Annotated in this window: 9 protein-coding genes; 5 read left to right on the plus strand and 4 right to left on the minus strand. The window is 72.5% G+C overall.

Annotated features, from left to right (window positions below):
* Window positions 1–641: 641 nt before the first annotated feature.
* Entirely contained in the window at window positions 642–2,138 is a 1,497-nt protein-coding gene (locus ACH4F6_RS13895; protein ID WP_397960329.1) for an oligopeptide:H+ symporter, read from the minus strand.
* A 510-nt stretch (window positions 2,139–2,648) separates the two neighbouring features.
* Here ACH4F6_RS13895 and ACH4F6_RS13900 point away from each other — a divergent pair.
* Together ACH4F6_RS13900 and ACH4F6_RS13905 are read left to right on the plus strand one after the other, a co-directional pair.
* Window positions 2,649–3,326 carry a response regulator transcription factor gene (locus tag ACH4F6_RS13900; protein ID WP_397960330.1) on the plus strand — a complete coding sequence of 226 codons (678 nt, stop codon included), beginning with the start codon at window positions 2,649–2,651 and terminating at the stop codon, window positions 3,324–3,326.
* 172 nt (window positions 3,327–3,498) lie between these two features.
* Window positions 3,499–4,773, plus strand: coding sequence for an ATP-binding protein (locus ACH4F6_RS13905; protein WP_397960331.1), 1,275 nt, complete (start codon window positions 3,499–3,501; stop codon window positions 4,771–4,773).
* A 144-nt stretch (window positions 4,774–4,917) separates the two neighbouring features.
* On the opposite strand, the gene ACH4F6_RS13910 is transcribed toward ACH4F6_RS13905, so the two are convergent.
* Window positions 4,918–5,421 carry a GtrA family protein gene (locus tag ACH4F6_RS13910; RefSeq protein WP_397960332.1) on the minus strand — a complete coding sequence of 168 codons (504 nt, stop codon included), beginning with the start codon at window positions 5,419–5,421 and terminating at the stop codon, window positions 4,918–4,920.
* Window positions 5,422–5,620: 199 nt separating this feature from the next.
* Between ACH4F6_RS13910 and ACH4F6_RS13915 the strand changes: the two genes are divergently transcribed.
* From ACH4F6_RS13915 to ACH4F6_RS13925, 3 genes are read left to right on the plus strand one after another with little or no spacing between them, the layout of a single operon-like run.
* The gene (locus ACH4F6_RS13915; RefSeq protein ID WP_397960333.1) at window positions 5,621–6,760 is read left to right on the plus strand and encodes a 5-(carboxyamino)imidazole ribonucleotide synthase; all 1,140 of its coding nucleotides are present in this window, start codon (window positions 5,621–5,623) and stop codon (window positions 6,758–6,760) included.
* Window positions 6,757–7,281, plus strand: a complete 525-nt coding sequence (purE, locus tag ACH4F6_RS13920; RefSeq protein ID WP_397960334.1) for a 5-(carboxyamino)imidazole ribonucleotide mutase — start codon at window positions 6,757–6,759, stop codon at window positions 7,279–7,281. Before ACH4F6_RS13915 ends, purE begins: the two co-directional genes overlap by 4 nt.
* Before the next feature lie 5 nt (window positions 7,282–7,286).
* Window positions 7,287–8,465 (plus strand): dipeptidase, encoded by a 1,179-nt coding sequence (locus ACH4F6_RS13925; RefSeq protein WP_397960352.1) that lies wholly within the window; start codon window positions 7,287–7,289, stop codon window positions 8,463–8,465.
* Between the two features lie 87 nt (window positions 8,466–8,552).
* On the opposite strand, the gene ACH4F6_RS13930 is transcribed toward ACH4F6_RS13925, so the two are convergent.
* Together ACH4F6_RS13930 and ACH4F6_RS13935 are read right to left on the minus strand one after the other, a co-directional pair.
* Entirely contained in the window at window positions 8,553–8,954 is a 402-nt protein-coding gene (locus tag ACH4F6_RS13930) for a VOC family protein (RefSeq protein WP_397960335.1), read from the minus strand.
* A gap of 279 nt (window positions 8,955–9,233) precedes the next feature.
* Window positions 9,234–10,577: a UDP-glucose dehydrogenase family protein gene (locus ACH4F6_RS13935; protein ID WP_397960337.1), complete on the minus strand. Its 1,344-nt coding sequence runs from the start codon at window positions 10,575–10,577 to the stop codon at window positions 9,234–9,236.
* Window positions 10,578–10,893 lie beyond the last annotated feature (316 nt).

The following is a 10,893-nucleotide window of genomic DNA, read 5'->3' on the forward strand; positions in this document are numbered from 1 at the left end:
GGCCACGTCTGCCGAGCCCGGCGATGCCCGCCGAGCCCGGTCACGTCCGCCGGGGCGGGCCGCAGGCTTCCGGGCCGAGTGATGGGCCGCCCGGGCCGGGGCGCGGGCCGTCAGGGCCTTCGAGGTGCAGCCCGTCCGCGTCGGCGCGCGGCTCACCCGGGCCGGGGCCTGCTCCGCTCCGGCCGCGTCCCCCCTGCCCGGACCGTCGCGGCTCCGGCGTACGTCTCCCCTTCCGGGCGTGGCGGCTCCGAGCCGTCGGGAACGAGGGACCGTGGCGTGCCGGAAGCGACCCGCCGCGCCCGCGACCGCCACCGGGCCCGGCCGGTCCCGCAGCCGGCCGCCCCTGCGGCCGGGGCCGAGCCCACGGCGCCGGGTGCGCCCGCGGGACGCCCGTCGGCGAGACGTCCGTCCAGCGGCAGCGGTACGCCGTCCGGCGGTCCGGCGGCGGCCCCGCCGAGCCGGGAGCCCGCGGCCACGGCCGGCTCCGGGCCCTCGGGCCGACCGCGCCGGCACGGCGATCCTGCCGGGCGGCCCGGCGGTGCCCGCGTCCCCGCCGGGCCGTCGGCGCCCGCGCCGGAACGCGCGGAGGGCCACCCCGGGCCGAAGCCGGGGTGGCCCTCCGTCAGGGTCGGGGCCGGACGTCAGTTGACGTTGCCCATGAGCTCCCTGACGCGCTTGCGGTACATCCACACCGCGGCGCCGGCGATGACGGCGAGCACGGCCTGGAGGGCGACGATGCCCGTCTTGTTGAGGTCGACACCGGCGATGGAGAGCAGGCCGGTCGTGGCGTCACCGGCGGTGACGGCCAGGAACCAGACGCCCATCATCTGCGAGGCGTACTTCGCGGGCGCCATCTTCGTGGTGACCGACAGGCCGACCGGGGACAGGGTGAGCTCACCGACCGTCTGGACGAAGTAGATGCCGACCAGCCACATCGCGGCCGCCTTGTGACCGCCCTCGGCGATCGCCAGCGGGGCGAGGAACAGGAAGAAGGACGCGCCGATCATGATCAGGCCCATCGCGAACTTCGTCGCGGTGCTCGGCTCCTTGCCGCGCCGGGCCAGCGCCAGCCACGCCCAGGCGAAGACCGGCGCCAGCGCCATGATCATGACCGGGTTGACCGACTGGTACCAGGAGACCGGGAACTCCCAGCCGAAGATCGTGTTGTCGGCGGAGGAGTCGGCGAACAGGGACACGGTCGAGCCGCCCTGGTCGTAGATCATCCAGAACACGGCCGCGGCGACGAAGAACCAGATGTACGCGGACATCTTCGACTGCTCGGCGCGGTCCAGGTCCTTGTCCCGCTTGATGCGGGCGATGACCAGGACCGGGATGAGGAGACCGGCGATGGTGATCGGGACCAGCAGCCAGTTCAGCGTGTAGTGGCCGGAGAAGCCGACGATCCCGTAGAAGACGGCCGCGAGGACGGCCCACAGACCGGCCTTCTGGAGCGTGGCGGTCTTCTCCGCGGCGGTCATCGGGGTCGGCACGACGTCCGAGCGGGAGCTGAGGTGACGGCTGCCCAGGAGGAACTGGGCCAGACCCAGCGCCATGCCGAGCGCGGCGAGCGCGAAGCCCAGGTGCCAGTTGACGTTCTCACCGACGGTGCCGATGACCAGCGGGGCGGCGAAGGCGCCGAGGTTGATGCCGATGTAGAAGACGGTGAAGCCACCGTCACGGCGCGGATCGTCGGCACCCTCGTAGAGGTGGCCGACCATCGTGGAGATGTTGGCCTTCAGCAGACCGGAACCGACGGCGACCAGGCCGAGGCCGGCGTAGAAGGTGCCGGAGTTCGGCAGGGCCAGGGTGAGGTGGCCGAGCATGATGATCGCGCCCGCGACGGCGACCGTCTTGCGGGGGCCGAGGACGCGGTCGGCGAACCAGCCGCCGGGCAGGGCGAGCAGGTACACGAGCGACAGGTACACCGAGTAGATCGCGGTCGCCGTGGCCGCGTTCAGGTGCAGGCCGCCCGGTGCCACCAGGTACAGCGGGAGCAGAGCCTTCATGCCGTAGTAGGAGAACCGCTCCCACATCTCGGTCATGAAGAGAGTGGCCAGTCCGCGGGGGTGGCCGAAGAAGGTCTTCCCGGAGCCGGGTGTGCCCGGACGGACCGAGTCCTTCGTCAGGCTGGACGCCATGGTCGTTCCTTGCTGGTCGGGACGCGCGGGTGGAGCGTTGCGCGCCCGGTTGGGGCGGCCGGCACCGGCGCGATCGGCCCGTCCCCCCACGCCCAGGGGAGTCCGCTCCGGGTCTCGGAGCGGCGGACGGCGACCACCGGGATCCACGCCCCGCGAGTGGGGGCCCGGCCACAGGTCATTCCTTTCCAAGGCCGGCGGAGACACCGGCCCGCACACAAAAGAGACCCTCAGCGTCAAGTCGACCGCCGAAGGTCCCCGCGTGCTACAGGCGTTACTTCACCATACGACAGGACACTGCCTGATATGGAAGGACTTGAGACAGGGATCACAGGTGATCGCGGAACCGGATCTCTGTTTCCAAGGTCCGTACCAGGATGACATCCCGCGACCGCAGGTCCGGACCAAGATCGGCCGGACGGGGGAGGGGCTGCTGTCCGGCTTGTCCGTGGGTAAGAAACCGGGGTCGGCATCACGCCCTTGGCCCCGCCCCGTGCGGACTACCATCAGCTCATGACCCGTGTACTGCTCGCCGAGGACGACGCGTCCATCTCGGAGCCGCTGGCCCGCGCCCTGCGCCGGGAAGGGTACGAGGTCGAGGTACGGGAGGACGGACCGTCCGCGCTCGACGCCGGCATGCAGGGCGGTGTCGACCTGGTCGTGCTGGACCTCGGCCTGCCCGGCATGGACGGCCTGGAGGTGGCCCGCCGGCTGCGCGCCGAGGGCCACGCCGTGCCGATCCTGATCCTGACCGCGCGCGCCGACGAGGTGGACACCGTCGTCGGCCTGGACGCGGGCGCCGACGACTACGTCACCAAGCCGTTCCGGCTCGCCGAGCTGCTCGCCCGGGTCCGGGCCCTGCTGCGGCGCGGCTCGACCGAGCCCCAGCAGCCGCCGGCCACCCACGGTGTGCGCATCGACGTCGAGTCGCACCGCGCCTGGATGGGCGAGGAGGAGCTCCAGCTCACCGCCAAGGAGTTCGACCTGCTGCGGGTGCTGGTGCGGGACGCCGGCCGGGTGGTCACCCGCGACCAGCTGATGCGCGAGGTCTGGGACACGACCTGGTGGTCGTCGACCAAGACGCTGGACATGCACATCTCCTGGCTGCGCAAGAAGCTGGGTGACGACGCGGCGAACCCGCGGTACATCGCCACGGTGCGGGGGGTCGGGTTCCGCTTCGAGAAGAGCTGAACCCCGGCCCAGGGGCCGCGTCACGTCCGGCGGGGCCGTCGGGGGTGCGCGGCCGCGGGCCGTCGGGGCCGGTCACGGCCGTGCGGCGGTGCCGCGCACCGGCACCGCCCCGCGCCCCGGAGGGGCGCCGCCCCACCGTCCGTCCTGAAGCCATCGCCCGGAAGAGAAGCCCGTGCGCCGCCGTCTGATCCAGTCCACCCTCGCCGTGGTGCTCGTCGTGATCGCCGTCTTCGGCGTGTCCCTCGTCATCGTCGAGACGCGCACCATCAGCAACAGCGCGCAGGAACGCGTGGACCTGGAGGCGGCACGGCTGGCCAGCATCGTGGACAGCCGGCTGCTGGGGGCGGGGACCGTCGGCGCGGAGGTCCTGCGCGACCAGGTCACGCACGACCGGTACGCCGTCATCCGCATCCCCGGCCGGCGGACCATAGAGGTCGGCACCAGGCCGGAGGGGGACGTCATCCGCGGCTCGGCGCGGGGCGAGGAGGGCGAGACGGTCGTCATCGAGGAGCCGCGCTCCTCCGTGACCCGCGAGGTCGGCCGCACCCTGCTGATCATCGGACTGGTGGCGTTGCTCGCGGTGATCGCCGCGGTGCTGCTCGCCATCCGCCAGGCGAACCGGCTCGCCTCGCCCCTCACCGACCTCGCGGAGACCGCCGAACGCCTCGGCTCCGGCGACCCCCGCCCCCGCCACAAGCGCTACGGCGTCCCCGAGCTGGACCGGGTCGCCGACGTCCTGGACTCCTCCGCCGAGCGGATCGCCCGCATGCTGACCGCCGAGCGCCGCCTGGCCGCCGACGCCTCCCACCAGCTGCGCACGCCGCTCACCGCGCTGTCCATGCGCCTGGAGGAGATCACCCTCACCGACGACCCGGACACGGTGAAGGAGGAGGCCACCATCGCGCTGACCCAGGTGGAACGCCTCACGGACGTCGTCCAGCGGCTGCTGACGAACTCCCGCGACCCCCGCACCGGCTCGGCCGTCACCTTCGACCTCGACGAGGTCATCCAGCAGCAGCTCGCCGAGTGGCGCCCGGCCTACCGCAGCGCGGGCCGGGCCATCGTCAGCTCCGGCAAACGCCACCTGCAGGCGGTGGGCACGCCGGGCGCCGTCGCCCAGGTGCTGGCGGCGCTGATCGAGAACTCCCTCATGCACGGCGGCGGCACGGTCGCCCTGCGCACCCGCGTCACCGGCAACCAGGCCGTCATCGAGGTGACCGACGAGGGCCCCGGCGTCCCCGCCGACCTCGGCGCCCGCATCTTCGAGCGCACGATCAGCGGCCGCAACTCCACCGGCATCGGCCTCGCCGTCGCCCGCGACCTGGCGGAGGCCGACGGCGGCCGGCTGGAGATGCTCCAGGCCCAGCCCCCGATCTTCGGCCTGTTCCTGTCCCGGACCCCACTGGAGAAGAAGCCGCCGGAGACCGAGGAGCCGACGGTCAGATGACCCGCCCGTGCGGCGCCCCGTGGGCGGACGCGGGCAGGGACAGCCCGTCCGGCGCTCGAGGACGAGGCCCGCTCAGGGCCGAGGCGGGGGTCCGGAGGCGGCAGCCCCCGGCGACGCCCGCACCGGCGCACGGTGCGCCCCCGCTCAGAACACCCGCTGCCTCGGCGCGGCCGACGCCCTCGGCCCGGCCGCCAGCACCGACTCGGCCTCCCGTACGGGAATCGCCCGGAACACCCACGTCCGGTACGACCAGAACCGGAACAGCGTGGCGACACCGATCCCGAGGAACTTGAACACGTTGCTCTGGAGCGGGCTGTCCCACCCGAAGCCGTACGTCGCCAGGAACAGCAGTCCGTTCTCGATGACCAGCCCGACCACGCTGAACAGCAGGAACAGCGTCAGCTCACGCGTGCGGCCGCTCTTGTCGCGGTCGCGGTACGCGAAGTACCGGAAGCCCAGGTAGTTGAAGGCGATGGCGACGACCGTCGCGATGACGCTGGCCCGCACCACCTGCAGATCGGTGACCTGCCGCACGAGGTTGAACACGCCGAGGTTGACCAGCAGCCCCGCCCCGCCCACGGCGCCGAACTTGGCGAGCTCGTGGACGAGTCTGCGCAACCGCCCTTCCCCCGAGGAACCATGTCCCATGGTCGTACAGGCCCCCGTCCGGGTGTCGGTTTCGTCAACCCAGCCATGCTAACCACCCCCCCTCGCAGGTTTCCTGTGGTGCGCCTCACCGGGTGGGATCCGGCCGGGAAGAAGCCCGGAAGGCGAGGGTAAGAGGCAGGAAAGACCCGGGTGAGAGGCGCGGAATCCGGCCGCCCGGCGTGGCCGATACCCTAGGGGCGTGACGTTCCCGGTAGTCGGCATGGTCGGCGGCGGTCAGCTCGCTCGTATGACACACGAGGCGGGCATCCCGCTCGGCATCAGGTTCAAGCTCCTCAGTGACACTCCTCAGGATTCCGCGGCCCAGGTGGTGAGCGACGTCGTCATCGGCGACTACCGCGACCTGGACACGCTGCGTGACTTCGCGCGGGGCTGCGACGTGATCACCTTCGATCACGAGCACGTCCCCACCGAGCACCTCCGCGCCCTGGAGGCGGACGGCGTCCCCGTCCGCCCCGGCCCGGACGCGCTCGTGCACGCCCAGGACAAGGGCGTGATGCGCGCGAAGCTGGACGCGATCGGCATCCCGTGCCCCCGGCACAGGATCGTGAGCGACCCGCAGGACGTGGCGGCCTTCGCGGACGAGGGCGACGGCTTCCCGGTCGTCCTCAAGACCGTCCGCGGCGGCTACGACGGCAAGGGCGTGTGGGTCGTCGACTCCGTCGAGGAGGCCCAGGAACCCTTCCGCGCCGACGTCCCCGTGCTCGCCGAGGAGAAGGTCGACTACGTCCGCGAGCTCGCCGCCGACGTCGTCCGCTCCCCGCACGGCCAGGCCGTCGCCTACCCGGTCGTGGAGTCGCAGCAGGTCAACGGCGTGTGCGACACGGTGATCGCGCCGGCGCCCGGCCTCGACCCGGCCCTCGCGCTCCAGGCCGAGGAGATGGCCCTGACCATCGCCAAGGAACTGGGCGTCGTCGGCCACCTCGCCGTCGAGCTGTTCCAGACCCGCGACGGCCGCATCCTCGTCAACGAGCTCGCGATGCGCCCCCACAACTCCGGCCACTGGTCCATGGACGGCGCGGTCACCAGCCAGTTCGCCAACCACGTCCGCGCGGTCCTCGACCTGCCGCTGGGCGACCCGCGCCCGCGCGCGAAGTGGACCGTCATGGTCAACGTCCTCGGCGGCGACTACCCCGACATGTACTCCGCGTACCTGCACTGCATGGCCCGGGACCCCCAGCTCAAGATCCACATGTACGGCAAGGACGTGAAGCCCGGACGCAAGGTCGGCCACGTCAACACCTACGGCGACGACCTGGACGACGTGCTGGAGCGCGCCCGTCACGCTGCCGGCTACCTGAGAGGCACGATCACCGAATGAGCCCGGTTGTAGGCATCGTCATGGGGTCGGACTCCGACTGGCCCGTCATGGAGGCCGCCGCCAAGGCCCTCGACGAGTTCGAGATCGACTACGAGGTCGACGTCGTCTCCGCCCACCGCATGCCGCGCGAGATGATCGCGTACGGCGAGCAGGCGGCCGACCGCGGGCTGAAGGTGATCATCGCGGGCGCGGGCGGCGCCGCCCACCTCCCCGGCATGCTCGCCTCCGTCACCCCGCTGCCCGTCATCGGGGTGCCCGTGCCGCTGAAGTACCTCGACGGCATGGACTCCCTGCTGTCGATCGTGCAGATGCCGGCCGGCGTCCCGGTCGCCACGGTCTCGGTCGCCGGCGCCCGCAACGCGGGCCTGCTCGCCGCCCGCATCCTGGCCGCCCACGACGAGGAGCTGCTGGCCCGCATGCGCGACTTCCAGCAGGACCTGAACGACCAGGCCACCGAGAAGGGCAAGCGGCTGCGCGCCAAGGCCGACGGGTCCGCGGGCGGCTTCGGCTTCGGGAAGTGACGCCGGTGACCCCGCTGGAGGAGGCCCGCGAGCTGCTGCGCGAGTTCCCGGTCGTCGACGGGCACAACGACCTGCCGTGGGCCCTGCGCGAGCAGGTCCGCTACGACCTCGACGCCCGGGACGTCGCCGGCGACCAGCGCGCCCACCTGCACACCGACATCCCCCGGCTGCGCGCGGGCGGCGTCGGCGCGCAGTACTGGTCGGTGTACGTGCGCGCGGACCTGCCGGACCCGGTCCCGGCGACGCTGGAGCAGATCGACTGCGTGCGGCAGCTCGTCGACCGCCACCCGGGGCACCTCATGGCGGCGCTGACCGCCGCCGACCTGGAGGCGGCGCGCGCGCAGGGCCGCATCGCGTCGCTGATGGGCGCCGAGGGCGGCCACTCCATCGCCAACTCCCTGGGCACGCTGCGCGGCCTGTACGCGCTCGGCGTGCGCTACCTGACGCTCACCCACAACGACAACGTGGACTGGGCGGACTCCGCGACGGACGAGCCGAGGGCCGGCGGCCTGACCGCGTTCGGCCGCGAGGTCGTCCGGGAGATGAACCGGCTCGGCATGCTCGTCGACCTCTCCCACGTGGCGGCGACGACCATGCGGGACGCGCTGGACGCGACCTCCGCCCCGGTGATCTTCTCCCACTCCTCCTCGCGGGCCGTCTGCGACCACCCGCGCAACATCCCGGACGACGTCCTGGAGCGGCTGCCCGCCAACGGCGGGGTCGCGATGGTGACGTTCGTGCCGAAGTTCGTGCTCCAGGCGGCCGTGGACTGGACGGCGGCGGCCGAGGAGAACATGCGCGCCCACGGCTTCCACCCCCTCGAGACCACCGAGGAGGCCATGGCGGTCCACCGCGCCTTCCAGGAGCGCCGCCCCCGGCCGACCGCCACGGTCGCCACGGTCGCCGACCACCTGGACCACATGCGCGAGGTGGCGGGCGTCGACCACCTCGGCATCGGCGGCGACTACGACGGCACGGCCTTCACCCCCGACGGCCTGAACGACGTCTCCGGCTACCCGAACCTGATCGCGGAGCTGATGGACCGCGGCTGGTCGAGGACCGACCTGGCCAAGCTGACCTGGCAGAACGCGGTACGGGTGCTGGGCGCGGCGGAGGACGTGGCCCGCGACCTGCGGGCGACGCGCGCGCCGTCCCGCGCGACGATCGAGTCGCTGGACGGCTGACCGCCGGCCGGGCGGTCCCGCACGAGGGCGGGGCGACCGGTGCGTCCGGTCGCCCCGCCCGCGCGTTCCTCCCGGCCGCCCGGTCCCCTAGGGGGTCTCGCCGTCCTCGATCCGGCACAGGCAGAACGGGTGCCCGGCCGGGTCCGCGTACACCTGGAAGTCCTTCTTCTCCCGGTCCTCGAGGTCCAGCAGCCGCGCCCCGAGCGCCAGCACCCGTTCGTGGGCCGCGTCGAACTCCTCCCAGGTGGCGCCGACGTTCAGGTCGAGGTGGAACTGCTGCGCGTTGCGGTCGCCCCGGGGCCACTCGGGCGGGGTGAACTCCTCCACCCGCTGGAAGGCGAGCCGCGGGCCGCCGGGCACCCGCAGGACGACCCAGCCGTCCTCGTCGGGCTCGGGCGTGCCGCCCAGGACGGCCGCGTAGAAGTCGGCGAGGGCGCGGGGGTCGGGGCAGTCGAGCACGACGGATCGGACACGGACGACGGGCGCCATGCGGAACCTCCTCGGTGGGCGTCCGGCGGGGCGCGGGACGCGGGAGGGACGGGTTCCCGACCGAGCGGGCGCCGTAACCCACAGGGAGTTCACACCTCACACGCCGCCCGGTTGCGGCAGAATGCACCCAGACGCCGGTTCGGCCGACTGAGCCTCGGCCGAACCGGCGTCGCCCGCCGGCCCGGCCCCAGGCCGTGAGGCCCCTCCGGCCCCGGTCTCTTCAGCCCCGGGCCCTCCGGCCCGGGCTCTCGGGCTCTCCAGCCCTCAGGCCCTTGAGCCTCAGGCGGTCGGGCGGCCCATCGCCCGGTACGTCCAGCCGGCCTTCCGCCACAGCTGCGGATCCAGGGCGTTGCGCCCGTCGAGGATCACGCGGCCCGCCGCGACCTCCGCGAGCACCGCCGGGTCCAGGTCACGGAACTCCCGCCACTCGGTGAGGTGCAGCACGACGTCGGCGCCCCGCACGGCCTCCAGGGCCGACGTGGCGTAGCCGAGGGTGGGGAAGACCCTGCGGGCGTTCTCCATGCCCTTGGGGTCGTAGACGGTCACCTGGCCGCCCTGGAGGTGGATCTGCCCCGCGACGTTCAGCGCGGGCGAGTCGCGGACGTCGTCCGAGTCGGGCTTGAAGGTCGCGCCGAGCACGGCGACGCGCTTGCCGAGGAAGGACCCGCCGCCGAGCGCCTCCCGGGCCAGCTCGACCATCTGGCCGCGCTGGCGCATGTTGATCGAGTCGATCTCGCGGAGGAAGGTCAGCGCCTGGTCGGCGCCGAGCTCACCGGCACGGGCCATGAACGCCCGGATGTCCTTGGGGAGGCACCCGCCGCCGAAGCCGATGCCCGCCCGCAGGAACTTCTTGCCGATCCGGTCGTCGTGGCCGATGGCCTCGGCCAGCTTGGCGACGTCACCGCCGGCGGCCTCGCAGACCTCCGCCATCGCGTTGATGAAGGAGATCTTGGTGGCGAGGAAGGAGTTCGCGGCGGTCTTCACCAGTTCGGCGGTCGGGAAGTCGGTGACGACGAACGGCGAGCCCTCCCGGACCGGGGTGGCGTACACCTCCCGCAGCACCTTCTCGGCCCGCTCGCTGCGCACACCGACGACGATCCGGTCCGGGTGCAGCGTGTCCTGGACGGCGAAGCCCTCGCGCAGGAACTCCGGGTTCCAGGCGAGTTCGGCGTCCTCGCCGGCGGGCGCCAGCGCGGCGATGGTGCGGGCGAGCCGGTCGGCGGAGCCCACCGGCACGGTCGACTTGCCGACGACGAGGGCGGGCCCGTGCAGGTGCGGGGCCAGGGAGCCGATCGCGGACTCGACGTACGACATGTCGCAGGCGTACTCGCCGTGCTTCTGCGGGGTGTTCACACAGACGAAGTGGACGTCGCCGAAGGCGCCGACCTCCGCCCAGTCCTGGGTGAAGCGCAGCCGCCCGGTGGAGCCCTCGAGCCCGGCGACGTGCCGGCGCAGCAGCTCCTCCAGACCCGGCTCGTACATCGGGGTCTCGCCCCGCTCCAGCATCTCGATCTTCTCGCGCACCACGTCGAGCGCGAGCACCTCGAAGCCCAGCTCGGCCATGGCCGCGGCATGCGTCGCGCCGAGATAACCGGTGCCGATCACGGTGATCTTGAGGGCCATGAACATGCTCCTGGGCTGGAGGTGGATCGGGTGTGCTGCCCGAGCATAGTAAGGAGGCGTGCGGAAGCCGTTCACCGGGCAGTTCTTCGGCGCGATTCCCCTTGTCGCCAACCTCACGTATCACTCGGTCGGGCGGACCTCTAAAATTTGAGTTACTTAACGGTAATTAGCGAGATCACCCCATGTGCTTTGGAGCGTGAGAGACCTTGGCCGGATCGGCTGACTTCGACCTGTACCGCCCGTCCGAGGAGCACGACATGCTCCGTGACGCCGTCCGTTCGCTGGCCGAGGCGAAGATCGCGCCGTACGCCGCCGC

Source organism: Streptomyces sp. NPDC017936, assembly GCF_044328485.1.
In the GTDB taxonomy this organism is placed as follows: domain Bacteria; phylum Actinomycetota; class Actinomycetes; order Streptomycetales; family Streptomycetaceae; genus Streptomyces.

Bases quoted from the DNA above. Each gene is read 5' to 3' on its own strand.
- ACH4F6_RS13895 (WP_397960329.1), bottom strand. From the start codon at position 2,138: ATGGCGTCCAGCCTGACGAAGGACTCGGTCCGTCCGGGCACACCCGGC.
- ACH4F6_RS13900 (WP_397960330.1), top strand. From the start codon at position 2,649: ATGACCCGTGTACTGCTCGCCGAGGACGACGCGTCCATCTCGGAGCCG.
- ACH4F6_RS13910 (WP_397960332.1), bottom strand. From the start codon at position 5,421: ATGGGACATGGTTCCTCGGGGGAAGGGCGGTTGCGCAGACTCGTCCAC.
- purE (WP_397960334.1), top strand. From the start codon at position 6,757: ATGAGCCCGGTTGTAGGCATCGTCATGGGGTCGGACTCCGACTGGCCC.
- ACH4F6_RS13930 (WP_397960335.1), bottom strand. From the start codon at position 8,954: ATGGCGCCCGTCGTCCGTGTCCGATCCGTCGTGCTCGACTGCCCCGAC.
- ACH4F6_RS13935 (WP_397960337.1), bottom strand. From the start codon at position 10,577: ATGGCCCTCAAGATCACCGTGATCGGCACCGGTTATCTCGGCGCGACG.